Origin of the sequence: Pseudomonas migulae NBRC 103157 (assembly GCF_002091715.1) — a bacterium.
Lineage (GTDB): Bacteria > Pseudomonadota > Gammaproteobacteria > Pseudomonadales > Pseudomonadaceae > Aquipseudomonas > Aquipseudomonas migulae_A.
The window spans coordinates 1-24,122 of sequence record NZ_BDAG01000062.1 but is presented as its reverse complement, the minus strand read 5'-3'; the positions used below and the strand labels follow the sequence as shown (position 1 = coordinate 24,122).

The 24,122-nt window shown below is 60.4% G+C and carries 18 protein-coding genes; 13 read left to right on the top strand and 5 right to left on the bottom strand.

Annotated features, from left to right (window positions below):
* The first annotated feature begins 108 nt into the window (after positions 1 to 108).
* The 6 genes from recC to yfiB all read left to right on the top strand — a co-directional run bounded on the left by recC (position 109) and on the right by yfiB (position 11,815).
* The gene (gene recC / locus PMI01S_RS29175; RefSeq protein ID WP_084323593.1) at positions 109 to 3,561 is read left to right on the top strand and encodes an exodeoxyribonuclease V subunit gamma; all 3,453 of its coding nucleotides are present in this window, start codon (positions 109 to 111) and stop codon (positions 3,559 to 3,561) included.
* Positions 3,558 to 7,250, top strand: a complete 3,693-nt coding sequence (recB, locus tag PMI01S_RS29170) for an exodeoxyribonuclease V subunit beta (RefSeq protein ID WP_084323592.1) — start codon at positions 3,558 to 3,560, stop codon at positions 7,248 to 7,250. The genes recC and recB overlap by 4 nt, the downstream gene beginning before the upstream one ends.
* A complete protein-coding gene (gene recD, locus PMI01S_RS29165; protein ID WP_084323590.1) occupies positions 7,247 to 9,355 on the top strand; it encodes an exodeoxyribonuclease V subunit alpha in 2,109 nt (702 codons plus the stop codon). Before recB ends, recD begins: the two co-directional genes overlap by 4 nt.
* Positions 9,356 to 9,474: 119 nt before the next feature.
* Positions 9,475 to 10,050, top strand: a complete 576-nt coding sequence (yfiR, locus tag PMI01S_RS29160) for a regulatory sequestration protein YfiR (protein ID WP_084323588.1) — start codon at positions 9,475 to 9,477, stop codon at positions 10,048 to 10,050.
* Entirely contained in the window at positions 10,047 to 11,315 is a 1,269-nt protein-coding gene (dgcN, locus tag PMI01S_RS29155) for a diguanylate cyclase DgcN/YfiN (protein WP_084323586.1), read from the top strand. Before yfiR ends, dgcN begins: the two co-directional genes overlap by 4 nt.
* A gap of 5 nt (positions 11,316 to 11,320) precedes the next feature.
* Positions 11,321 to 11,815, top strand: coding sequence for an outer membrane lipoprotein YfiB (gene yfiB / locus PMI01S_RS29150; RefSeq protein WP_084323584.1), 495 nt, complete (start codon positions 11,321 to 11,323; stop codon positions 11,813 to 11,815).
* On the opposite strand, the gene PMI01S_RS29145 is transcribed toward yfiB, so the two are convergent.
* Positions 11,812 to 12,759 carry a LysR family transcriptional regulator gene (locus tag PMI01S_RS29145; RefSeq protein WP_084323582.1) on the bottom strand — a complete coding sequence of 316 codons (948 nt, stop codon included), beginning with the start codon at positions 12,757 to 12,759 and terminating at the stop codon, positions 11,812 to 11,814. The genes yfiB and PMI01S_RS29145 overlap by 4 nt on opposite strands.
* A gap of 152 nt (positions 12,760 to 12,911) precedes the next feature.
* Between PMI01S_RS29145 and PMI01S_RS29140 the strand changes: the two genes are divergently transcribed.
* Positions 12,912 to 14,438: a CoA-acylating methylmalonate-semialdehyde dehydrogenase gene (locus PMI01S_RS29140; protein ID WP_084323580.1), complete on the top strand. Its 1,527-nt coding sequence runs from the start codon at positions 12,912 to 12,914 to the stop codon at positions 14,436 to 14,438.
* Between the two features lie 10 nt (positions 14,439 to 14,448).
* On the top strand, positions 14,449 to 15,336 hold the full coding sequence (gene mmsB / locus PMI01S_RS29135) for a 3-hydroxyisobutyrate dehydrogenase (RefSeq protein WP_084323578.1): 888 nt from the start codon (positions 14,449 to 14,451) through the stop codon (positions 15,334 to 15,336).
* A 152-nt stretch (positions 15,337 to 15,488) separates the two neighbouring features.
* On the opposite strand, the gene PMI01S_RS29130 is transcribed toward mmsB, so the two are convergent.
* The 3 genes from PMI01S_RS29130 to PMI01S_RS29120 form a co-directional block, all read right to left on the bottom strand.
* Entirely contained in the window at positions 15,489 to 15,833 is a 345-nt protein-coding gene (locus PMI01S_RS29130) for a cupin domain-containing protein (RefSeq protein WP_008024653.1), read from the bottom strand.
* A 169-nt stretch (positions 15,834 to 16,002) separates the two neighbouring features.
* Complete coding sequence (locus tag PMI01S_RS29125) at positions 16,003 to 17,406, bottom strand: amino acid permease (protein WP_084323576.1); 1,404 nt, start codon at positions 17,404 to 17,406, stop codon at positions 16,003 to 16,005.
* A 104-nt stretch (positions 17,407 to 17,510) separates the two neighbouring features.
* Positions 17,511 to 18,395: a LysR substrate-binding domain-containing protein gene (locus PMI01S_RS29120; RefSeq protein WP_084323574.1), complete on the bottom strand. Its 885-nt coding sequence runs from the start codon at positions 18,393 to 18,395 to the stop codon at positions 17,511 to 17,513.
* A 207-nt stretch (positions 18,396 to 18,602) separates the two neighbouring features.
* Here PMI01S_RS29120 and PMI01S_RS29115 point away from each other — a divergent pair, with 207 nt between their 5' ends.
* Positions 18,603 to 19,367, top strand: coding sequence for a sulfite exporter TauE/SafE family protein (locus tag PMI01S_RS29115; RefSeq protein WP_084323572.1), 765 nt, complete (start codon positions 18,603 to 18,605; stop codon positions 19,365 to 19,367).
* Here PMI01S_RS29115 and PMI01S_RS29110 read toward each other — a convergent pair.
* A complete protein-coding gene (locus tag PMI01S_RS29110; protein WP_084323570.1) occupies positions 19,357 to 19,671 on the bottom strand; it encodes a putative quinol monooxygenase in 315 nt (104 codons plus the stop codon). The genes PMI01S_RS29115 and PMI01S_RS29110 overlap by 11 nt on opposite strands.
* Before the next feature lie 163 nt (positions 19,672 to 19,834).
* Between PMI01S_RS29110 and mdaB the strand changes: the two genes are divergently transcribed.
* The 4 genes from mdaB to PMI01S_RS29090 all read left to right on the top strand — a co-directional run bounded on the left by mdaB (position 19,835) and on the right by PMI01S_RS29090 (position 24,110).
* Complete coding sequence (mdaB, locus tag PMI01S_RS29105; protein ID WP_084323568.1) at positions 19,835 to 20,425, top strand: NADPH:quinone oxidoreductase MdaB; 591 nt, start codon at positions 19,835 to 19,837, stop codon at positions 20,423 to 20,425.
* Between the two features lie 136 nt (positions 20,426 to 20,561).
* A complete protein-coding gene (locus PMI01S_RS29100) occupies positions 20,562 to 21,473 on the top strand; it encodes a LysR family transcriptional regulator (protein ID WP_084323566.1) in 912 nt (303 codons plus the stop codon).
* A 103-nt stretch (positions 21,474 to 21,576) separates the two neighbouring features.
* On the top strand, positions 21,577 to 22,470 hold the full coding sequence (locus PMI01S_RS29095; protein ID WP_084323564.1) for an NAD-dependent epimerase/dehydratase family protein: 894 nt from the start codon (positions 21,577 to 21,579) through the stop codon (positions 22,468 to 22,470).
* 194 nt (positions 22,471 to 22,664) lie between these two features.
* Positions 22,665 to 24,110: a SulP family inorganic anion transporter gene (locus tag PMI01S_RS29090; protein WP_084323562.1), complete on the top strand. Its 1,446-nt coding sequence runs from the start codon at positions 22,665 to 22,667 to the stop codon at positions 24,108 to 24,110.
* The last annotated feature ends 12 nt before the right edge of the window (positions 24,111 to 24,122 follow it).

Below are 24,122 nucleotides of genomic sequence, written 5' to 3'. Positions count from 1 at the left end.
GCCCGCAGGAAAGTTCGTACAGCAATGCCGGACGGCTCCCGGCTGTCACAGTCTCCCGACAATGCTAAGGTTCGGCCCTAGCTTTTGTATTTTTCCAAGGAAGCCTTTATGCCGGACGCAACGTCCCTCAGTGCTGGTTTTATGGTGGTTCACGGCAACCGCCTGGACGAGTTGCGCAGCCTGGTGGTCAGCTGGATGCGGCGCTACCCGCTGGCCCCCTTGGAAAATGAAATCGCTTTGGTACAGAGCAATGGTATCGCCCAGTGGTTGAAACTGGCACTGGCTGAGGACCCGAAAGAGGACGACATGGGCGGCTGCGGTATCGCGGCAGCGATCGATGTGCAGTTGCCGGGCAGCTTCATGTGGCAGCTCTATCGCATGGTCCTTGGACGAGATGAAATCCCGGTCAAATCCCTGCTCGATAAAGCCCCGCTGACCTGGCGCCTCATGCGCTTGCTTCCGCAGTTGATCGATCATCCACACTTCGAACCTCTGCAACGTTTTCTTACCCATGACACCGATTTGCGCAAACGCTATCAACTGGCCGAGCGACTGGCCGACTTGTTTGACCAATACCAGGTGTACCGAGCCGACTGGCTCGAGGACTGGGCAGAAGGTCGTCATCAACTACGCAACGTTCGGGGTGAAGCGAAAGCCCTGACCCCTGCCAACTGCTGGCAGGCAGAATTGTGGCGTGCACTGTTGCTGGATGTCGGTGAACAAGGCATGGCGCAAAGCCGTGCCGGCGTCCATCAGCGATTTATCGAACGTATCAACAGTCTGGACACTGCGCCGGATGGACTTCCTTCACGAGTGATCGTTTTCGGTATTTCTTCGCTTCCCGCCCAGGCGCTGGAAGCGCTAGCCGGGCTGGCCCGTTTCAGTCAGGTTTTGCTGTGCGTTCATAACCCGTGTCGTCACCATTGGGCGGATATCGTCGCCGATAAAGACCTGTTACGGCATCAATACAAACGTCAGGCTCGCAAGAGTGGTATGCCGGTTGTCCTCGATCCGCAAACCCTGCATCAGCATGCCCATCCCCTGTTGGCTGCGTGGGGCAAACAGGGGCGGGACTACATCAATCTGCTCGATAGCTACGACGATCCCAATAGCTATCGTTCGGCATTTCGTGACGGGCGAATCGACCTGTTCAGTGATAGCCAGCCACTGAACATGCTCAATCAATTGCAGGATGACATTCTTGAATTACGTCCTCTGAATGAAACGCGTGAGCGCTGGCCGGCAGTCGATCCAAAAGTGGATCAATCAATCCGTTTTCACATCGCCCATAGCGCCCAACGCGAGGTGGAGATCCTTCACGATCAGTTGCTCTCCCGTTTCAGTGCAGATCCTGAGCTAAGGCCTCGCGACGTCATCGTGATGGTCCCGGATATCGACAGCTACGCCCCGCATATTCGTGCAGTATTCGGGCAGCTTGAACGCCATGATCCGCGCTTCATTCCCTTCACGCTCGCAGATCAGGGGCAACGAGGCCGTGATCCGTTGCTGATCGCTGTCGAACATCTGCTCAAACTGCCGGACAGTCGATTCCCCGTCAGCGAAATCCTCGACCTGTTGGATGTTCCGGCCCTGCGCGCTCGCTTTGGTGTGGAGGAGCGAGACTTGCCCACCCTGCATCGCTGGATTGAAGGCGCAGGCATCCGTTGGGGCATGAACGCCGGGCAACGAGCGGGTTTAGGCCTGCCTCAGGAACTGGAACAGAACAGTTGGCGTTTCGGGCTGCGACGGATGCTGCTCGGCTATGCCGTGGGAAGCGGCAGTGCCTGCGAAGGCATCGAGCCCTACGACGAGATTGGTGGTCTGGATGCCGCACTCATCGGTCCTCTGATTGCTTTATTGGACGCGCTGGAGATTGCCCACCGGGAACTCTCACAACCGGCGCCGCCCATGCAGTGGGGCATGCGGTTGCAGGCGTTGGTGCAGTTGTTTTTCCAGGCCAGTAATGAACATGACGACTACCTGTTGGCCCAGCTCGAAGAGTTGCGTGAAACCTGGCTTGAGACCTGTGAGTCGGTCGGTTTGCACGACGAATTACCGTTGACTGTCGTTCGCGAAGCCTGGCTCGCCGGCCTTGATCAAGGTCGCTTGTCCCAGCGCTTTCTCGCCGGCGCAGTCAATTTCTGCACGTTGATGCCGATGCGCGCGATCCCGTTCAAACTGGTCTGTCTGCTTGGCATGAATGACGGCGATTACCCGCGCGCGCAACCGCCTTTGGACTTCGACCTCATGGGCAGCGATTACCGACCGGGTGACCGCTCGCGCCGGGAAGATGACCGCTATCTGCTGTTGGAGGCGCTGCTGTCGGCATGTGATCAGCTCTATATCAGTTGGGTCGGCCGGAGCATTCGCGATAACAGCGAGCGTCCCGCGTCCGTATTGATCGGCCAGTTGCGCGACCATCTGGCCAGTGGCTGGCGATTGCACAATGCAGATGAAGATCTGCTTGAGGCCCTGACTCAGGAGCATCCGTTGCAGCCGTTCAGTGCCCGTTATTTCCATGAAGGCGATGACCTGTTCAGCTTCGCCAACGAATGGCAGGTGCTTCATCAAGCTGTTGAGCCAACAAGCGAAACCAACATCCTGGCCCCTTACGTTCAGGAAGAGCCGCTGAGCCTCGGTCAGTTGCAGGACTTCCTGCGCAATCCTGTGCGACATTTCTTCAGCCAGCGATTGAAGGTGTTCTTCGAAGCCGCTGAAGTGCCGCTGGCCGATGAAGAGCCCTTTGTACTTGATGCGCTGCAACGCTATAGCCTCAGCGACAGTTTGCTTGGTGCCGCGCTGGCACAGCTTGAGCGTGCGGATGAGGTGTTGGACGCGCATGCCAAACGCCTGCAAAACAGCGGGCTACTGCCCATGGCCGGTTTCGGCGAATGCCTGCAACGAGAGTTGATCGAACCGTTGCCGGATCTGCTGCAACGCTATCAACAGCTTCTGACGTTATGGCCCACGCCACTCGCCAGCGCTCTGCCAGTCAATCTTGAACTTCAAGGTCTGCGCCTTGAAGGTTGGCTCAGCGGTCTGCATCAACGCGCAGACGGTGGATTGCTGTCGATCACCACGATCCCCAACAGCATCGGCTCAATCAAATCCCGCAAGTGGCATCGTCTGACACGACCATGGATCAATCATCTGGTTGCTTGTGCCAGTGGCATGGAGATGACCACTGCACTTGTGGCCAGTGACGACAGTCTGTTACTGGGGCCGATTGAAAAAAATACCGCATCCCTAATCCTGAGCGACCTGTTGATGGCCTGGCAAACGGGCATGCGCCAGCCTCTGCCCATTGCGGTGAAAACAGCGTTTGCCTGGCTCGCTCAGACAGATCCGGTCAAAGCCGATGCCGCTGGCCGCAAAGCCTATGAAGGCGACGGCATCACCTCGGATGGCGAGCGCCGGGAAAGTCCCGCGCTCGCCCGGCAGTTTGCCGACTACGACGCACTGATTGCCGATGAGACCTTCCCTGATTGGTGCAACGCTTTGTACAAACCGATGCTTGAAGCGCCGTGGCGTTCATTGAGCAGCGAGGAGGCGCGCTCATGACCGCGAAAACACCGTTGGCCCTGGCATTCCCGCTGCGCGGCAGTCAACTGATTGAAGCCAGTGCGGGGACCGGAAAAACCTTCACTATTTCTGCGCTGTATCTGCGCCTGGTCCTCGGCCACGGTGGCGAATCGAGTGGCTTCGGGCGTGAATTGTTGCCGCCGCAAATCCTCGTTGTGACCTTCACTGACGCCGCGACCAAGGAGCTGCGCGAACGTATTCGAACGCGCCTGGCAGAAGCCGCGCGGTTTTTCCGCGATGAAACACCGCCGCCGGATGCCCTGATTGCGGAGCTGCGCGATCAGTACCTTCCGGAGCAGTGGCCCGGATGCGCGAACCGTCTGGACATCGCTGCCCAGTGGATGGATGAAGCGGCTGTCTCGACCATCCACAGCTGGTGTCAGCGAATGTTGCGCGAGCATGCGTTCGACAGTGGCAGCCTGTTTACCCAGACCCTGGAAACCGATCACAGTGATTTGCTGGGCGAAGTCCTGCGCGATTACTGGCGATTGTTCTGCTACCCGATGCAAGGCGATGCGCTGAACTGGGTGCGCGGTAATTGGGGCGGTCCGGCGGCCCTGTTGCCACGAGTTCGTGGGTTGTTCGCCAGTGAACGCGACAGTGTCGCAGGCAAAGAGCCTGCCGAGCTGATCATTGAATGTCTGCAGGAACGACGGGCAGCTTTGATCGAACTCAAAATGCCCTGGCGTCAGTGGGCAGACGAGTTGCTTGCGATCTGTCACGAGGGTGTTGCCAGCAAAAGCGTCGATGGGCGCAAGATGCAGGCGCGCTACTTCGAACCCTGGTTCGAAAAGTTGAAGGCCTGGGCCGAAGACGAGTTGCTTGAGCAGTTGGATATCGGCACTGGCTTCACTCGCCTGACCCCCGAGGGTATGGCTGAAGCGTGGAAAAAAGGCGAAGTCCCCAATCATCCGGGACTGGACGCCATGCCTGGCCTCAAGGTCAGTCTCGATGGATTACCGACTCCCGATGCCGCGGTTCTGCAACACGCCGCCCAATGGGTGAGTGCACGGTTCGAGGCAGAAAAACGTCGTCGCGCGGAAATGGGTTTCGATGACATGTTGCTGCGCCTTGATGCCGCGCTGCAATCCGAGGGCGGCGAGCGCCTGGCGACCTTGATTCGCGAACAGTTTCCGGTGGCGTTGATCGATGAGTTCCAGGACACCGACCCGGTACAGTACCGGATTTTCGAAAGCATCTATCGCATCGAAGACAACAACCCCGAATGCGGCCTGTTCCTGATCGGCGACCCAAAGCAGGCGATCTATGCCTTTCGTGGTGCCGATATCTATACCTACTTGCGCGCTCGCCAGGCCACCGCTGGCCGACTGCATACATTGGGCACCAACTTCCGCTCCAGCCATGGCATGGTCGGTGCGGTAAACCATGTATTTGAGCGCGCCGAATCGCGCGAGGCAGGGCGTGGCGCCTTCCTGTTTCGCGAAAAGAATGGCGAAAATCCCGTGCCGTTTCTGCCGGTCGCCTCCCAGGGACGCAAAGAAATTCTGAGCATCGAGGGGCAGGTTGTACCCGCGCTGAACATCTGGCACCTGTCCGCCGATCAACCGCTGTCCGGTGCGGTTTACCGACAGCAATTGGCTGCCGCCTGCGCCAGTGAAATCACCGCGTTGCTTAACGGCGGACAGCAAGGCAAGGCCGGTTTCCTCCAGGACGGCAAGGGCTTCAGAGGTCTGTTACCGGCGGATATCGCGATCCTGGTGCGCGACGGCAAAGAAGCTCAGGCCGTACGCGCCGAACTCTCCGCTCGTGGTGTGCGCAGCGTTTATCTGTCGGACAAGGACTCGGTGTTCGCCGCCCAGGAAGCCCACGATCTGCTCACCTGGCTCAAGGCCTGTGCCGAGCCGGATGTCGAGCGTCCGTTGCGGGCAGCGCTGGCGAGCATCACCTTGAACCTGTCGCTGGCCGAGCTTGAGCGGTTGAATCAGGACGAGCTTGCCTGGGAAGCGCGGGTCATGCAGTTCCGTGGTTATCGCGAGCTCTGGCGCAAGCAAGGCGTGCTGCCCATGCTGCGTCGTTTGCTGCATGACTTCCAGCTGCCTCAGGCATTGATCGCGCGCAGTGACGGCGAGCGGGTGCTGACCAACTTGTTGCATCTGTCGGAGTTGCTGCAACAGGCGGCCGCCGAACTTGACGGCGAGCAAGCTTTGATCCGGCACTTGTCCGAACATCTGGCGCTGTCCGGTCAGGCGGGTGAGGAGCAGATCCTGCGCCTGGAGAGTGACGAGCAACTGGTCAAGGTCGTGACTATTCACAAGTCCAAGGGGCTTGAGTATCCCTTGGTGTTTCTGCCGTTCGTGTGTTCGGCGAAACCGGTGGACGGTAGCCGTTTGCCGCTGCATTACCACGATGAGTCGGGCAATGCTCGAGTCACCCTGAAGCCCACGCCCGAGTTGATCGCACTGGCGGATGATGAACGCCTGGCCGAGGACCTGCGTTTGCTTTATGTGGCGCTGACCCGGGCTCAACACGCCTGCTGGCTTGGCGTCACTGACCTCAAGCGCGGTAATAACAACAGCTCGGTGTTGCACCTTTCTGCGTTGGGTTATCTGTTGGGCGGCGGTGCTCCATTAGCGGAGTCGCAAGGCTTGAGGCGTTGGCTGGAAGACCTGCAGCAGGATTGTCCCGCGCTGAATTACAGTGAGATGCCTGAAAAGACGGATGAGCATTACCATCCGCCGCAGAACGATGCGACGTTGCTCGCTCCCCTGATCCCCAAGCGCAAGGCCAGCGAAAACTGGTGGATTGCTTCCTACAGCGCCCTGCGCATTGGCGAAACCCTGAGCATGGGCAGTGACGAGGCACCGGAAAACCCGCAGGCGCAAAAGTTGTTCGACGACGAGCGCCTCGATCCCGAAGCGCCGCGCGAAGTGATCGCCGGCGGTGCCGATATCCATCGATTCCCTCGCGGTCCGAATCCCGGCACCTTTCTCCATGGTTTGCTTGAGTGGGCCGGTGACGAAGGTTTTGCCGCCACGCCGCAAGCCGTGGAAGACGCGATTGCCCGTCGCTGCAACCGTCGTGGCTGGGAAGGCTGGATCACCACGCTGAGCGATTGGCTGCAGCACTTGCTCAAATCCCCGCTGCACATCGGCGCGGGACAGGCGCCCGTGATTCTTGGGCAACTGAAGCAATACCGTGTCGAGATGGAGTTCTGGTTCGCCAGCCACAAGGTCGATGTACTCAAGCTCGACGAGTTGGTCCGCCAATACACTCACAACGGTGTTGCTCGTGTCGCGGCTGAACCGGTGCTGCTCAATGGCATGTTCAAAGGCTTCATCGACCTGACGTTCGAGCACGATGGTCGTTATTACGTCGCCGATTACAAATCCAACTGGCTGGGCGTCGATGACATGGCCTACACCGAACAGGCCATGGAGCAGTCGATCCTGGACAACCGCTACGACCTGCAATACGTGTTGTACCTGTTGGCCCTGCATCGTCAGCTCAAGGCGCGGCTGGCCGATTACGATTACGACCGGCATGTCGGAGGGGCGTTGTATCTGTTCCTGCGCGGAACGCGCGCGTCCAGTCAGGGCGTGTATTTTGCCCGTCCTCCCAGAGAGCTGATCGAGCGTCTGGACCGGCTGTTCCAGGGTAAGCCGGAACCCAAGGCCGAACCGGCCTGGGAACAGGGAGTATTGCTATGAGCCGCACCTTCGCCGATTTGTTGCCCACACCGTTGGCAGCCGAAAGCCTGGCAGGTCTGGCGCCGTTGAGCCGTGCCGATGATTTGCTGTTGTTGCTCACGCGCTGGGTCGAGCGCGGCTGGTTGCGGGCGCTGGACAAAGCCTTCGTTGCCTTTTTGCACGAGCTTGCTCCAGGCGGTGATCCATTGGTGCTGCTGGCGGCGGCGTTGACCAGTCATCAACTGGGTCACGGTCACGTCTGCCTGGATCTGTTCGAGACGCTCAAGGCACCGGATTTCGCCCTCTCGTTGCCACCGGAGGGCGACCTGCAAAGTGGCGCGATGCTGCTGCCTTCGCAATTGCTTGAGACGCTGGACGGCGCCCACTGGTGCAAGGTCCTGGCTGCCAGCAGTCTGGTTGCATTGGCGGCCGATAGCAGCGAAACGGCACAGCACAGACCGTTGGTGTTATCGGGAAAACGTTTGTACCTGCGCCGTTACTGGGGGTACGAGCGACGTATCGATGACGCGCTACGCCTGCGTCTGGCGGAGCACGAATCCACACCGAATGATTTGTCCCAACGTCTCACCGGTCTGTTCGGCCCGGCTCGGCCCGGCGAGGTGATCGACTGGCAGAAACTCGCGTGTGCCTTGGCGACCCGCAGTGCATTCAGCATCGTCACCGGCGGTCCCGGGACCGGCAAGACCACCACGGTCGTACGTTTGCTGGCGCTGTTGCAGGCACCGGCGGTGGAGGCAGGCAAACCACTGCGCATCCGTCTCGCCGCCCCCACCGGTAAAGCGGCGGCACGGCTGACGGAGTCCATCAGCCAGCAAGTCCGAACGCTGGAAGTGGCCGAGGCCGTGCGAGAAAAAATTCCGTCAGACGTCACCACTGTGCACCGCCTGCTCGGCAGCCGTCCCGGAACCCGACACTTTCGGCACCACGCCGGTAATCGTTTGCCATTGGATGTTCTGGTGGTCGACGAAGCCTCGATGATCGACCTGGAAATGATGGCCAATCTGCTCGACGCGATGCCGGCCCATGCCCGACTGGTGCTGCTCGGTGACAAGGATCAACTGGCATCGGTGGAAGCCGGCGCCGTGCTGGGCGATTTGTGTCGCGACGCCGAGGCAGGCTGGTACAGCCCACAGACGCGCCAGTGGCTGGAAGCGATCAGTGGTGAAAACCTCGAGACCAGTGGTTTGCAGGAAGACACCCACGGGACTCATCCGTTGGCCCAGCAGGTCGTGATGCTGCGCCACTCTCGTCGGTTCGGCGAGGGCAGCGGCATTGGCCAACTGGCTCGCTGGGTCAATCGGCAGCAACCGGAAGAAGCTCGCAAGTTATTGGCGGCTGGAAACCATGATGATGTGTTTTCCCTGCCTCTCAAAGGTGAGCACGACAGGGCGCTGGAGCGCTTGTTGCTCGAAGGCCACGGCGACGGGCCGCAAGGGTATCGGCATTACCTGAGCCTGCTGCGCAATCAGCGACCGTCGCTCGACAGCACCCTCGATGATCCGCGCTGGACCGATTGGGCTCGCGACGTGCTGCGGGCCTTCGATGCCTTCCAGTTGCTGTGCGCCGTGCGCAAGGGGCCATGGGGCGTGGAAGGCCTGAATCAGCGAGTGACTGACGCGCTGCTCAAGGCCCGACTGATCGACAGTAACCAGCCGTGGTACGAAGGTCGGCCAGTGCTGATGACCCGCAACGACTATGGCCTGGGCTTGATGAACGGTGACATCGGCATTGCTCTCAAGCTGCCGGAACGCGAGGGGCCCGACGCAGGGCGCCAGGTGCTGCGCGTTGCCTTCCCGCGCAACGACGGCCAGGGCGGTGTGCGCTTTGTCCTGCCGAGCCGGCTGAATGATGTCGAAACGGTGTACGCCATGACCGTGCACAAGTCCCAGGGCTCCGAGTTCGCCCACACGGCGCTGATTTTGCCGGACGCCCTGAACCCGGTTCTGACCAAGGAGCTGATCTACACCGGCATCACCCGCGCCAAGCACTGGTTTACCTTGATCGAACCGCGAGCCGGCGTGTTTGAAGAGGCGGTGCGACGCAAGGTCAAGCGCCTGAGCGGGCTGATGCTGGAATTGGAAGAGGCCATGTCGCCGGGGGATTGAAGAAGGCAGCGCCTGACGACGGAAACTGTCCGAAGTGCCGTCTTGTGCCGCCTCGCGAGCGTTTCGACGCTATGCTATCGTTGCGGCATCATCCTGATACGATCGAAGAGAATCCCTGCATGAAGGTGGCTGTCTGGACGACAGAGCGCATTGTTGTCTGCAAGCGAGTCATGCTGGCAGGCCTTCTCTGTTTGCTCAGTGGCTTCGTTTTCGCGCAAGTGCAGACGCTACCCGGCATGGCCGATCAACGCGCCCAAGCCGTTACGCAGGTAGTACTCGGCATCCTCAGTTATGCCCGTTGGCCTGTTGAGCCAGCACAACTGCGTTTGTGCATAGTCGGTCCCACCGAATACACCGACGATCTGGTCAAAGGCACGACCCAGGCTACCGGCCGTCCCGTTACCGTGCGCCGTTTGCTGGCCGACAACCCGTCCATTGTCGGTGAGTGCGACGCAGTGTACATCGGCAAACTGACCAGCGAGGAACGCAGCCGGCTCTTCGCTTCGCTGGCGGGGCGTCCGGTGCTGAGCATCAGCGAAAGCGATGACCAATGCACCGTCGGCAGCCTGTTCTGCCTGCGAGTCGGCGATGAGCAGGTGTCTTTTGAGGTCAATCTGGATTCCGTCGCCCGTAGCGGCGTGAGAATCCACCCCAGCGTGCTGCAACTGTCCCGCCGCAAGCCGGCGGCACCATGACGCTATTCAAACCGGATAGCCGCCCGACCTTGCGCTCGGTCATCGGTCGCGGTCATTTGATCGTCGCGCTGGTGGGCGTGGCCATGGCCAGCGTCTCGCTGACGTTGCTGGGTGTACTGGCCTTGCGGGTTTACGCCGACCACAACCTGCACCTGATTGCACGCTCCATCAACTACACCGTGGAAGCAGCGGTGGTGTTCAACGACAAGGCGGCCGCCACGGAGGCCCTGGCATTGATCGCGTCCACCGAAGAAGTGGCCGATGCCCAGGTGTTGGACGAGCAGGGCAAGTTGTTGGCCCGTTGGCAGCGACCGGAAACCGGGTTTTTCTCGGACCTGGAAATGCAGATGGCCAAGGCGTTTCTGGAAAAACCGATCAGCATGCCGATTGTCCATCAGGGCCAGGAAATCGGCAGTGTCCAGCTCACCGGTCACGGTGGCAGCCTGATGCGCTTTTTGCTCAGTGGACTGGTGGGTATCGTTCTGTGCACCGCTGTCAGCGCCTGGATGGCGCTGTATCTCGCACGCCGACAACTTCGCGGGATCACGGGCCCCCTGCGCAGCCTGGCTTCCGTGGCTCATGCTGCACGCAGTGACCGTGCCTTCGACCGGCGTGTGCCGCCGGCCGCCATTGCCGAACTCGACAACCTGGGCAACGACTTCAATGCCTTGCTCGACGAACTCGAATCCTGGCAGACCCACCTGCAAAGCGAAAACGAAACACTGGCCCACCAGGCGAGCCATGACAGCCTCACCGGGCTGCCGAACCGGGCGTTTTTCGAAGGCCGATTGATTCGTTCTCTGCGCAACGCCAGCAAGCTCAACGAACGCGTGGCAGTGCTGTTTCTCGACAGCGACCGGTTCAAGGAGATCAACGATAACTTCGGGCACGCTGCCGGCGATGCGGTGCTGGTGGCCGTGGCCAATCGGGTTCGTGCGCAACTGCGCGAAGACGATCTGGTAGCGCGTCTGGGGGGCGATGAATTTGCCGTCCTGCTGACCCCGCTGCACAAGACCGAAGACGCCGAGCGGATCGCCGACAAAATCCTTGAAAGCATGGAAATGCCGATCCCGTTGCCGGGGACCAGCCAAGTGTTGACCTCTCTCAGTATCGGCATCGCCGTGTACCCCGATCATGGGACGACACCGGGGGCTTTGCTCCACGCTGCCGATGCGGCCATGTACCAAGCCAAGCGCCTCGCCAGAGGTGCTCAGCACACGTCAGGGGCGGAGCACCCTGTCGCCGATGTTCAAATCAGGAGCTAATACCCGTGTTCTCACTCCCCCTGCGATTCTTCACGATCCCCCTGTTCATGGCCGTGCTGGCATTGTCCGGTTGCCAGACGGCACCGCAAAAAGGCCTGACCCCGGCGCAGGTCACGATGCTCAAACAGCAAGGTTTCGAGTTGACCGACGAGGGCTGGGCATTCGGGTTGTCCGGCAAAGTGTTGTTTGGCAGTGACGTCGAAACGCTCAATCTGCAGAGCACCGAGATCGTCGAACGCATTGGCAAGGCATTGCTGAGTGTCGGGATCGAGCGAGTGCGGGTCGATGGTCACACCGACACCTCGGGCAAAGAACCGTATAACGAACAGCTGTCCCTGCGCCGCGCGAAAAGCGTTGGCAAGGTTCTGACCACAGCGGGCATGAAGGAACAAAACATCCAGCTACGCGGCCTCGGCAGCAGTCAGCCCGTCACCTCCAACGACACCGCCGCCGGCCGAACCGAGAACCGCCGGGTGTCGATCGTGGTCAGCGCCGATTAATCGGCGAACACCATGTCCCGCCGCTCACCCATCAACAGCCCTTGATTCTGCTCGGTGACCGTACGGATGTAATCCCACAACAGGGTGATCCGCTTGAGCTTGCGCAAGTCCTCCCGGCAGTACATCCAGAATTGCCGGGTGATGTTGATCTCCTCCGGCAACACCGGCAGCAGACGCGGGTCCTGCGCGGCGAGGAAACACGGCAAGATCGCCAGTGACCGCCCCTGCTGCGCGGCCACGAATTGCGCTATTACGCTGGTGCTGCGCAGATTGGCACTGGCGCCGGGCAGCACGTTTGCCAGGTACAACAGCTCCGAACTGAACGCCAGGTCGTCGACATAACTGATGAATGAATGTTTGCCCAAGTCTGCCGGGCGGTGGATGGGCGGGTGTTTGTCCAGATAGTCCTGGGTCGCGTACAGCTGCAATTTGTAGTCGCAGAGTTTGCAGCAGACGTAGGGGCCATGCTCGGGGCGCTCCAGCGCAATGACGATGTCCGCCTCGCGCTTGGACAGGCTGATGAAGTGCGGCAGTGGAAGGATGTCCACCGAGATCGCCGGGTAGGCATCGACGAAATGGCTCAGTTGCGGGGTGATGAAAAAGCTGCCGAATCCTTCCGTGCACCCCATCCGCACGTGCCCCGACAGCGCCACGCCGGAACCTGAAACCTGCTCGCAGGCCATGTGCAATGTGCTTTCGATCGACTCGGCATAACCGAGCAATCGCTGGCCTTCGGCGGTCAGGACGAAACCGCTGGTCCGGGATTTCTCGAACAGCAGCGTGCCCAGCGACGCTTCCAGCGAACTGATGCGCCGGGACACAGTGGTGTAGTCCACCGCCAGGCGCTTGGCCGCGGTGCTGGCCTTGCGGGTGCGGGCGACTTCAAGGAAAAACTTAAGGTCATCCCAGTTCAGTGAACCTAAAGACGTGATGTTTTTTTGCATGATGGACCGGCTTTTATGTGCGTTCTTATTAGAAGTTTGCACATCTATACTCCAAAAACAGTCCGACAACCAAATCGCGACAGCCGTCTCATCCCCAGGCGAGTTTCTCCCCTGAAAGCTCTCTGTATAAGAACAATGTCCAGGAGACCAGCATGAACGTATCGCTCACGCCCAACGAAACCACTGTGCAAAAGGTCAAGCTGTTGATCGACGGCGAGTGGGTCGAATCCCAGACCACCGAATGGCACGACATCGTCAACCCGGCGACCCAGCAAGTACTGGCCAAGGTTCCGTTCGCCACGGCGCAGGAAGTCGACGCCGCGATCAGTGCCGCCCATCGTGCCTTCCAGACCTGGAAGCTGACCCCGATCGGCGCGCGCATGCGCATCATGCTCAAGCTCCAGGCGCTGATCCGTGAGCATTCCAAACGCATCGCCGTGGTGCTCAGCAACGAGCAGGGCAAAACCATAGCCGACGCTGAAGGCGATATTTTCCGCGGCCTGGAAGTGGTCGAACACGCCTGCTCCATCGGCAGTCTGCAAATGGGCGAATTCGCCGAGAACGTCGCGGGCGGCGTCGATACCTACACCCTGCGTCAGCCTATCGGCGTCTGCGCCGGCATCACCCCGTTCAACTTCCCGGCGATGATTCCGCTGTGGATGTTCCCGATGGCCATCGCCTGCGGCAACACCTTCGTGCTCAAGCCGTCCGAACAGGACCCGATGTCGACCATGCTGCTGGTGGAGCTGGCGATCGAGGCCGGCGTTCCGGCAGGCGTGCTTAACGTCGTTCATGGCGGCAAGGACGTGGTGGACGCGCTCTGCACGCATAAAGATATCAAGGCCGTTTCCTTCGTCGGTTCGACCGCCGTTGGTACGCACGTCTACGACCTGGCCGGCAAACACGGCAAGCGCGTGCAATCGATGATGGGTGCGAAAAACCACGCCGTTGTGCTGCCGGATGCCAACCGCGAACAAGCGCTGAATGCGCTGGTCGGTGCCGGTTTCGGTGCGGCCGGTCAGCGTTGCATGGCCACCTCCGTGGTGGTGCTGGTGGGCGCTGCCAAGCAATGGCTGCCAGACCTGAAGGCGCTGGCGCAGAAACTCAAGGTCAATGCCGGCAGCGAGCCGGGTACTGATGTGGGCCCGGTGATCTCCAAAAAAGCCAAGGCGCGGATCCTCGATCTGATCGAAAGCGGCATCAAGGAAGGCGCCAAGCTTGAGCTGGATGGTCGCGACATCACGGTTCCTGGCTATGAGAAGGGCAACTTTGTCGGCCCAACCCTGTTCTCCGGCGTGACGCCCGATATGCAGATCTATACCCAGGAAATCTTCGGCCCGGTGCTGGTTGTGCTGGAAGTGAACACGCTCGACGAAGCCATCGCCCTGGTCAACGCCAACCCATTCGGCAACGGCACCGGCCTGTTCACCCAGAGCGGTGCGGCGGCGCGCAAATTCCAGAGCGAAATCGACGTGGGTCAGGTCGGCATCAACATTCCGATTCCGGTGCCGGTCCCGTTCTTCAGCTTCACCGGTTCACGCGGTTCCAAGCTCGGCGACCTCGGCCCGTATGGCAAGCAAGTGGTGCAGTTCTACACTCAGACCAAGACCGTCACCAGTCGCTGGTTCGATGACGACAGCGTCAATGACGGTGTGAACACCACCATCAACTTGCGTTAAGGAGCCGGACATGAAAATTGCTTTTATCGGTCTCGGCAACATGGGCGCGCCGATGGCGCGCAACCTGATCAAGGCCGGCCATTCGCTGCGGCTGGTCGACCTGAACAAAACCGTTCTGGCCGAGCTGGAACAACTGGGCGGCAGCATCAGCCCGACGGCCCGTGAAGCGGCTCAAGGTGCAGAACTGGTGATTACCATGCTGCCCGCCGCGGTGCATGTGCGCAGCGTGTGGCTGGGTGAAGACGGCGTGCTGGCGGGAATTGCCAAAGGCGTGCCGGCCGTGGATTGCAGCACCATCGATCCGCAAACGGCGCGTGATGTCGCGGCAGCCGCTGCCAAACAAGGCGTGGCCATGGCCGATGCGCCAGTGTCGGGTGGCACTGGCGGCGCAGCGGCCGGGACGCTGACCTTCATGGTCGGCGCCACGCCGGAGCTGTTCGCCACCCTGCAACCGGTGCTGGCGCAAATGGGCCGCAACATCGTCCACTGTGGCGAAGTCGGCACCGGGCAAATCGCCAAGATCTGCAACAACCTTCTTCTCGCGATTTCCATGGTCGGCGTCAGCGAAGCCATGGCGCTGGGTGATGCGCTCGGGATCGACACCACGGTGCTCGCCGGGATCATCAACAGTTCCACGGGGCGTTGCTGGAGTTCGGAGATGTACAACCCGTGGCCGGGCATCGTCGAAACGGCGCCGGCCTCGCGCGGCTACACCGGCGGTTTCGGTGCCGAACTGATGCTCAAGGATCTGGGACTGGCCACGGAAGCGGCACGTCAGGCGCACCAACCGGTGGTGCTCGGCGCGGTGGCCCAGCAGTTGTATCAGGCGATGAGTCAGCGTGGGGAAGGTGGCAAGGACTTCTCGGCGATCATCAACAGCTATCGCAAACCACTGTAGGAGCCCGGCTTGCTGGCGATGGCGGCGGATCAGTCACCATCAATGTTGAATGTGCCGGCCCCATCGCGAGCAAGCCGGCTCCTACAGGTATTGCATGTGCGCATCGACATTTACCGGGAAATCACGTCGGGTGATTTCCCGGTTTTTTTGCATCAGGCAAACACGAAATACTTGCGCACGGTTTCAACCACTTCCCACGTGCCTTTCATCCCCGGCTCAATGACGAAAATGTCACCGGCACGCAGATGGATCGGCTCTTTTCCTTCCGGGGTGATGATGCAGTAGCCCTCGCGGAAGTCGCAGTATTCCCACTTCACGTATTCCACATACCATTTGCCCGGCGTGCAGATCCAGGTGCCCATGATCTTGCTGCCGTCTTCGCTGGTGTAGGCGTTGAGGTTGACGGTGTGCGGATCGCCTTCGAGCTTTTCCCATTTGCAGGCGTCGAGGACGGGCAGTGGGTGAGTGTCGCGAAGAACGGTAATCGGTGCGGACATGATGACTCCGAGCGTGAGGGATAACTGAAGTCGCACCCTATCGGGCTTGGTGCGGCATCAGTTGTCTGTGCTCGACATCGGGGTGTCCAGAAACGCTCGGTCATGGACGTATCCCATAAAAAAACGCCCCGGTATTCATCGAATGTCGGGGCGTTTTTTTATTCAGTGTTTATTGAGCCACTGGCAGGTTTCGGTGCCGGGCGATGCGCAACCGGTAGCACCCGTAGATGACCAATACCCACACCGGCATGGCGTACACCGAAGCGCGCACCGGCGGAATCATCCAGATGACGCCGATGATCACGGCCATGAACGCCAGGCACAGGTAATTGGTGTACGGCGACCAGAAAGCCTTGAAGCCTGGCACGATGCCGCGCTGCACCATGGCCTTGCGAAACTTCAGATGCGTCAGGCTGATCAGTGCCCAGTTGATCATCAGCGAGGCAACCACCAAGGCGAAGAGCAACTCAAGCGCTTCATGCGGGGCAACGTAGTTGACCAGCACCGCCAGCATCGTGATCAACGCTGAAACGCCCAGTGCCAGCAACGGAACGCCTTGCTTGTTCAGCTTCATCAGCACCTTGGGTGCATCGCCTTGTTCGGCCAGGCCGTAGAGCATGCGGCTGTTGCAGTAGACGCCGCTGTTGTAGACCGAGAGCGCGGCGGTGAGTACCACGAAGTTGAGGATTTGCGCGGCGGTGTCGCTGCCGATCAAGGCAAAAATCTGCACGAACGGACTGCCGCTGTAGGCATCGCCCGAGGCGCCCAGTGTCTGCAGCAGCTGGTCCCAGGGATACAACAACAGCAACACGGTGAGAGCACCGACGTAGAAGATCAACACCCGATAAACCACTTGGTTGATGGCCTTGGGAATGACCTTCCGCGGTTCGCTGGCTTCGGCGGCGGTGATGCCGACCAGTTCCAGGCCGCCGAAGGAGAACATGATGAACGCCATCGCCATCAGCAGACCGGTGGTGCCGTTGGGGAAGAAACCGCCGTGGCTCCACAGGTTGCTCACCGATGCTTGCGGGCCGCCGGTGCCGCTGAACAGCATGTAGCAGCCGAGGAGGATCATGCCGATGATGGCCACGACCTTGATGATTGCGAACCAGAACTCCATCTCGCCGAAGACTTTGACGTTCAGCGTATTGATCAGGTTGACCAACACGAAGAACACCGCCGCGCTGACCCAGGTGGGAACCTCCGGCCACCAGAACTGCACGTACTTGCCGACGGCGGTCAGCTCGGCCATGCCCACCAGCACATACAGCACCCAGTAGTTCCAGCCGGACAGGAAACCGGCAAAACCGCCCCAGTAGTTGTGAGCGAAGTGGCTGAACGAGCCGGCCACCGGTTCTTCGACAATCATCTCGCCCAGTTGGCGCATGATCAGGAACGCGATGAAACCGGCAATCGCATAGCCGAGGATCATCGACGGTCCGGCGGACTTGAGCACTCCGGCGGAGCCCAGGAACAGCCCCGTACCAATGGCGCCGCCCAATGCGATCAGTTGAATGTGACGATTTTTCAACCCCCGCTTGAGCGTTGCCGGTTGCAAGATTTCATCCGCCATCTGGTTCCCTTTTTGGTTGTTGTGGCCAGGCCTGATTTGAAGGGGCAGATATTACTCTGCGCGGCCTTCGTCATACAGGTGCCAGTTGGGCCAAACACTGGTGTTCAAGGCGCGCGCAACGCGTCGAGCAAGGCTCTGGCGTAACCGGGCAGGCCAGTGAATGAGCGGGCGCACAGCAGCAGTTTGCGCTGTGCCCATTCTTCCTTCAGGGCGAAGCACTTGAACGGTTGACTGACGGCCCGGCGCTGGATCGCCGCCAGCGGCACAATCGCCAGCCCGGCACCGTGAGCGACCATGCGCATCACGCCGTCGAAGCCTTCCGCACGGATGCGGATTTGCAGGCGCATCCCCGCGTGCAGCGCCTGTTCTTCGAGGTACACCGCCAGTGCACTGTTGGCGCTCAGGCCAACGTAATCGTGATGCAGGGTGTCGCTGAAATTCGGGGGCGCGCCGTTCGCCAGTGAATGGTCGGGCGGCATGATCAGCACCAGCGGATCATCGCGAAAGGGCAGGGTTTCGAGGGCTTGGGTGTCCACGGCATCGGAGACGATGCCAAGGTCTGCAGCGCCCTGGCGCAGGGCGTGAGTGATACGGGCGCTGGGCAACTCTTGCAGGTCAATGTCGAGGTTGGGATGGCGGCACAGGAAGTCCGCCAGCACTTCCGGCAGGTGCTCGGTGATTGCTGTGGTGTTGCACAACAAGCGCACCTGACCTTTGACGCCTTTGGCATATTCGGCCAGGTCCTGCTGCATGCGTTCGGCCTGTTGCAACAGGAGCCGGGCGTGTTGCGCCAGGGCTTTTCCCGCAGACGTGGGGGTGACACCGCGCCGACCGCGTTCGAGAAAATCGGTTCCCAGAGAGGATTCCATCGCACGGATTCGCGCGCTCGCCGCCGCCAGGGATAAATGGCTGCGAGCGGCGCCGGCGGTGATGTTGCCGGTATCGAGGATGTTCAGGTAGAGGCGCAGGTCGGTCAGGTCGAAGTGCATTAGAACGGCCTTCTGGTATGTGTTGTCTGGTCGGACGCCTTCGCGAGCAAGCCCGCTCCCACATTTGAAATACATTCCCCTGTGGGAGCGGGCTTACTCGCGAAGGCGTCAGTTGCATCGACAATTTCCTATGCCTCCACCAAAACAAGAGGCAACCTCAGTATATGGCAGATTTTCATCCGACCATTCCGGGCTCAGGATAGCCCCATGAATACACTCGCCGCGTTCTACCAAAACCTTGGTCTGGCCCTTTCACTGCTGGTCATTGCGACGTTCTTGCTGGCCGGGATGATCAAAGGCGTCATCGGGCTCGGCCTGCCGACCATCGCCATGGGCCTGCTCGGTCTGGCTATGGCGCCGTCGCAGGCTTCGGCGCTACTGATCATTCCCGCGACCCTGACCAACGTCTGGCAACTGGCATTCGGCGGGCATTTGCGCGGGTTGGTCAAACGGCTGTGGCCGATGCTGCTGGCGATCTTCATCGGTACCGGCGCCGGCACGCTGTGGATCGGCATGGCCGGCGGTCACTGGGTGGTGCGAGGGTTGGGCGCGGCGTTGCTGCTCTACGCGCTGAGCGGGTTGTTCCTGCCGACCTTGCGCGTCGGCAACCCGACCGAACGCTGGCTCGGGCCGATGTGCGGTGTGCTGACCGGCGTCATCACCTCGGCCACCGGCGTCTTCGTGATTCCGGCGGTGCCGTACCTGCAAGCACTGGGCTTGAGCAAGGATGAACTGGTGCAGGCGCTGGGCTTGTCGTTCACCGTGTCGACCCTCGCACTCGCCGCCGGCCTGTTGTGGCGCGGGGCGTTGGGCGGTGGCGAGTTGAGCGCGTCATTGCTGGCGCTGATCCCGGCAGTGCTGGGCATGTTGCTTGGGCAATGGCTGCGTCAGCGGATCAGCGCGCCCTTGTTCAAACGCGTGTTTTTCATCGGCCTGGGCGCACTCGGCGGCCACTTGCTGATCAGCGGGTAGCGGACGACGGGCTAAGCATCTCGATGTCGCGGATCTCGAAATCCTGCTCCAGATATTCTTCGCGCTGCTCGAGGAACTGCTTCATGTGCGGCAGGTTCGAGTGGACGTCGAGGTGGGCCTGGGATTGCCAGATCTCGAAGAAGATAAACAGGGTCGGGTCCTGTTTGTCGCGCAGCATGTGGTACTCGATGCAGCCGGGTTCGGCACGACTGGCTTGCACATAGCCACGGAAAAACGCTTCGAAGGCATCGGATTTTTCCGGGCGGGTCTTGGCGTGCAGGATGAAGCCTTGCATTTCACTCATCAGAAAACCTCCTCAAGTTCAGAATCGGCGCAAGTCTATGGCAACAATCGCGTGTTGATTCGTGCGTATGAGTCAAATGAGTTTTGTGAATTCAGGGCTTATTCCGCGCGAGGCGGGCCATTAACCTGCCGCCATCCAATTTCTGACCCTTCCGAGATTTTTCATGAAAAAAGTCCTGTTGCTCAATGGCGGCAAAAAGTTTGCTCACTCCGACGGCCGCTACAACGCCACCCTGCATGAAGCCGCGTTGAGCGTGCTGGATCGCGGCGGCATTGACGTGAAAGCCACCTTCATCGACGAGGGTTACGACGTCGCCGAAGAAGTCGCCAAATTCCTCTGGGCCGACGTGATCATTTATCAGATGCCCGGCTGGTGGATGGGCGCGCCATGGACCGTGAAGAAGTACATCGACGAAGTCTTCACCGAAGGCCACGGCAGCCTCTACGCCAGCGACGGTCGCACCCGTTCCGACGCCTCGCAAAAGTACGGCAGCGGTGGTCTGGTGCAGGGCAAGCAATACATGTTGTCGCTGACCTGGAACGCGCCGCAGCAAGCCTTCGATGACCCGACCGACTTCTTCGAAGCCAAGGGCGTGGACGCGGTGTACTTCCCGTTCCACAAGGCCAACGAGTTTATCGGCATGACCGGTTTGCCGACGTTCCTGTGCGTTGACGTGATGAAGCGTCCGAACATCGAAGCCGACGTGGCGCGCTATGAACAGCATTTGACCGAGGTGTTTGGCCTCAAGGCTTGAGGCTCGGCTACTATCGTCATCTGGAATCCCAAACTGTAGGAGCCGGCTTGCTGGCGATGGCGTCTTCGAAAACGCTATCGCCAGCAAGCCGGCTCCTACAGTAAAAGCGGCGGTGAATTATCGATAAGGGCCACACGTGAAAGCCAGATCCGATGAGTTGCAGATTTTCGTCTGCGTGATTGAGTGCGGGTCCATTTCCGCTGCTGCCGAGCAGGTCGGGCAAACACCTTCGGCGGTCAGCCGTACGCTGTCGCGGCTGGAGGCCAAGCTCGACACCACACTGATCAACCGCACCACGCGCCGCATGGACCTGACCGAGGAGGGCAAGTATTTCTTCGAGCACGCCAAGCTGATTCTCGATCAGATGGACGAGCTCGAAGAACGCCTCAATTCGCGCCAGCAAACCCCGTCCGGGCGCCTGCGGATCAACGCCGCCTCGCCGTTCATGCTGCACGCCATCGTGCCGTACATCGACGAATTCCGTCGGCTCTACCCGGACATTCAGCTCGAACTCAACAGCAACGACCTGATCATCGACCTGCTCGAACAGAGCACCGACATCGCCATCCGCATCGGCACTCTGGCCGACTCGACCCTGCACGCCCGTTCGCTGGGTTGCAGTCCGCTGCATATCGTCGCCAGCCCGGCCTACCTTGAGCAACACGGCACACCGATGGTGGTCGAGGACCTGACCGGGCACGCACTGCTGGGCTTTACGAACAACGAAGGCCTCAACCAATGGCCATTGCGCTATGTGCACGGTGATCGCTGGCCGATTCAGGCGTCGATCAGCGCGTCCAGCGGCGAGACGATCAGGCACCTGGCGCTGGAAGGCCAGGGCATTGCCAGCCTGTCGCATTTCATGACCATCGACGACATCCGCGCCGGGCGTCTGAAGGTGCTGCTGGCGGATTTCAACAGCGGCTACCGTCAGCCGATCAACGCGGTGTACTACCGCAACTCGCAACTGGCCCTGCGGATTCAGTGCTTTCTGGACTTTATCCAGGGCAAATTGGCGGTTTACGCAAACTCGGATTTCAAGGGCTGATTCGTGATCCCTGCGCAAGAGTGAATTGGGTCAACGGGGATTTTTCGTCAGTGATGACTGCTTGATACTCGTTGCATCACTTATTCACGCAGGGAGTTTCTCCATGAACGTATTCGTTACCGGCGCTGCCGGTTTTATTGGCGGCTCCATCGCCACGGGCCTGGTCCGCGCTGGCCACACGGTCACCGGCCTGGTGCGCAGCACCGAACAGGCCAATGAGTTGAGCGCTTTGGGCATCACCCCGGTCATCGGTACTCTTGACGACAGCGCACTACTGGCCGAACAGGCTCGCGCTGCCGACGCCGTGATCAACGCCGCCAGCAGCGACCATCGCGGTGCGGTGGAAGCCTTGCTCAATGCCTTGCGCGGTTCCGGCAAAGTGTTCCTGCACACCAGCGGTTCGAGCATCGTCGGCGATGCGTCGGGCGGTAAATCCAGCGATGTCATCTATCACGAAGACAGCCTGCCAGAACCGACGGTCGACAAGGCTGCTCGCGTGGCCATCGACAACCTGATCCTCGCTGCGGCAAAAGACGGGGTGAACTCGGCGGTGATCTGCAACACCCTGATCTACGGCCACAGCCTGGGCGTCAAACGAGACAGCGTGCAGTTGCCGCGCTTGCTGAAACAGGCGCGCAAAAGTGGCGTGGTGCGTCATGTCGGCACCGGCCAGAACATCTGGTCCAATGTGCACATCGAAGACGTGGTGTCGCTGTACCTGCTGGCGCTGACCAAAAACGTACCGGGCACGTTCTACTTCGTTGAAAGTGGTGAAGCGTCGTTCATCGACATGACCACGGTGATTGCCGAGGCGTTGAATCTGGGCGAGCCGCAAGACTGGCCGCTGAAAGATGCCGAGGCTGAGTGGGGTTATGAGATGGCCAACTATGGTTTGGGTTCCAACAGCCGGGTTCGCGGCAAGCATGCGCGTGAGTTGTTGGGCTGGGTGCCGAAGCGGACGTCGGTGGTTGAATGGATTCGGGACGAGATGGTGTGAGTTCGCTCTAGACCGCGTCGCTTCCTTCGCAAGCAAGCCCGCTCCCAGATTCGGCCGTATTCCTCCAGATGGAATGCGCTCGAATGTAGGAGCGGGCTTGCTCGCGAAGGCGTTTTCCGCAGCCCTACAACTGGCCGGGTTTCCCTCAATTCCGTAACATCCGCCTCCTCTTTCCCTGCTGTGTCCGATCCCCCATGAAACCAATCCGTCTGCGCGCCGATGTCCTGGCCGGACTCACTACCTCATTCGCCCTGCTTCCCGAATGCATTGCTTTCGCGCTCGTCGCCCACCTCAATCCGTTGATGGGGCTTTACGGCGCGTTCATCATTTGCACCCTGACCGCGCTCTTCGGCGGACGGCCGGGGATGGTCTCCGGTGCGGCCGGTTCGATGGCAGTGGTCATCGTCGCGTTGGTGGTGCAGCACGGTGTGCAGTACTTACTCGCGACGGTGTTGCTGGGTGGCCTGATCATGCTGGCGTTCGGGTTGCTGAAACTGGGAAAACTGGTGCGCATGGTGCCGCACCCGGTAATGCTCGGCTTCGTCAACGGCCTGGCGATTATCATCGCGCTGGCGCAAATCGAACACTTCAAGAGCGGTGACGCCTGGCTCAGCGGCACACCGCTTTATGTGATGAGCGGATTGGTGGCGCTGACGATGGCGATTGTCTATCTGCTGCCGCGCCTGACGCGTGCCGTACCTCCGGCATTGGTGGCGATTCTGGGGGTGGGGCTGGCGGTGTATCTGCTCGGCCTGCCGACCCGCACGCTGGGCGACATGGCGCACATCGCCGGTGGCTTGCCGACGTTTGCATTGCCGGACATTCCATGGACGCTGGACACCCTGCGCATCATCGCGCCTTACGCGATCCTGATGGCGCTGGTCGGTCTGCTGGAAACCCTGCTGACCCTGAACCTGACCGACGAAATCACCGAAAGCCGTGGCTTCCCGGATCGCGAGTGCGTGGCGCTGGGCGCGGCCAACATGGTGTCCGGTGTGTTTGGCGGCATGGGGGGCTGCGCGATGATCGGCCAGACAGTGATCAACCTCAGCTCCGGGGGGCGTGGCCGATTGTCCGGCGTGGTGGCCGGCGTGCTGATTCTGCTGTTCATCCTGTTTTTATCACCGTTGATCGAGCGTATCCCGCTGGCCGCATTGGTTGGAGTGATGTTCGTGGTGTCGCAGCAAACCTTCGCCTGGGCTTCGTTGCGGGTGGTGAACAAAGTGCCGCTGAACGACGTGCTGGTGATCGTCGCGGTGACGGTCATTACCGTGTTCACCGATCTGGCGACGGCGGTGCTGTGCGGGATCATTATTGCCGCGCTGAACTTCGCCTGGCAGCAGGCTCGCGAGTTGTACGCCGACAGTCACCTCGAAGCGGATGGCAGCAAGCTTTACCTGCTGCATGGCACGTTGTTCTTTGCCTCGACGACGCCTTTTCTCAACCAGTTCGATCCTGCCAATGACCCGTCCGTGGTGACGATCGATTGTCGTCACCTGAGCTTCGTCGACTACTCGGCCATCGCGGCGCTGAAGACCCTGCGCGAGCGCTACGCCAAGGCGGGCAAGCATCTGCGGGTGCTGCATCTGTCTGAGCGTTGCAAGAAACTGCTTAAGCGCGCGCGGGTGAATCACGACTGAGGCCCCAACCCT

What these genes read in the sequence shown, in the direction of transcription:
- recC (WP_084323593.1), top strand. Translation starts at nt 109, where the DNA reads ATGCCGGACGCAACGTCCCTCAGTGCTGGTTTTATGGTGGTTCACGGC.
- recB (WP_084323592.1), top strand. Translation starts at nt 3,558, where the DNA reads ATGACCGCGAAAACACCGTTGGCCCTGGCATTCCCGCTGCGCGGCAGT.
- recD (WP_084323590.1), top strand. Translation starts at nt 7,247, where the DNA reads ATGAGCCGCACCTTCGCCGATTTGTTGCCCACACCGTTGGCAGCCGAA.
- yfiR (WP_084323588.1), top strand. Translation starts at nt 9,475, where the DNA reads ATGAAGGTGGCTGTCTGGACGACAGAGCGCATTGTTGTCTGCAAGCGA.
- dgcN (WP_084323586.1), top strand. Translation starts at nt 10,047, where the DNA reads ATGACGCTATTCAAACCGGATAGCCGCCCGACCTTGCGCTCGGTCATC.
- PMI01S_RS29145 (WP_084323582.1), bottom strand. Translation starts at nt 12,759, where the DNA reads ATGCAAAAAAACATCACGTCTTTAGGTTCACTGAACTGGGATGACCTT.
- PMI01S_RS29140 (WP_084323580.1), top strand. Translation starts at nt 12,912, where the DNA reads ATGAACGTATCGCTCACGCCCAACGAAACCACTGTGCAAAAGGTCAAG.
- mmsB (WP_084323578.1), top strand. Translation starts at nt 14,449, where the DNA reads ATGAAAATTGCTTTTATCGGTCTCGGCAACATGGGCGCGCCGATGGCG.
- PMI01S_RS29130 (WP_008024653.1), bottom strand. Translation starts at nt 15,833, where the DNA reads ATGTCCGCACCGATTACCGTTCTTCGCGACACTCACCCACTGCCCGTC.
- PMI01S_RS29125 (WP_084323576.1), bottom strand. Translation starts at nt 17,406, where the DNA reads ATGGCGGATGAAATCTTGCAACCGGCAACGCTCAAGCGGGGGTTGAAA.
- PMI01S_RS29120 (WP_084323574.1), bottom strand. Translation starts at nt 18,395, where the DNA reads ATGCACTTCGACCTGACCGACCTGCGCCTCTACCTGAACATCCTCGAT.
- PMI01S_RS29115 (WP_084323572.1), top strand. Translation starts at nt 18,603, where the DNA reads ATGAATACACTCGCCGCGTTCTACCAAAACCTTGGTCTGGCCCTTTCA.
- PMI01S_RS29110 (WP_084323570.1), bottom strand. Translation starts at nt 19,671, where the DNA reads ATGAGTGAAATGCAAGGCTTCATCCTGCACGCCAAGACCCGCCCGGAA.
- mdaB (WP_084323568.1), top strand. Translation starts at nt 19,835, where the DNA reads ATGAAAAAAGTCCTGTTGCTCAATGGCGGCAAAAAGTTTGCTCACTCC.
- PMI01S_RS29095 (WP_084323564.1), top strand. Translation starts at nt 21,577, where the DNA reads ATGAACGTATTCGTTACCGGCGCTGCCGGTTTTATTGGCGGCTCCATC.
- PMI01S_RS29090 (WP_084323562.1), top strand. Translation starts at nt 22,665, where the DNA reads ATGAAACCAATCCGTCTGCGCGCCGATGTCCTGGCCGGACTCACTACC.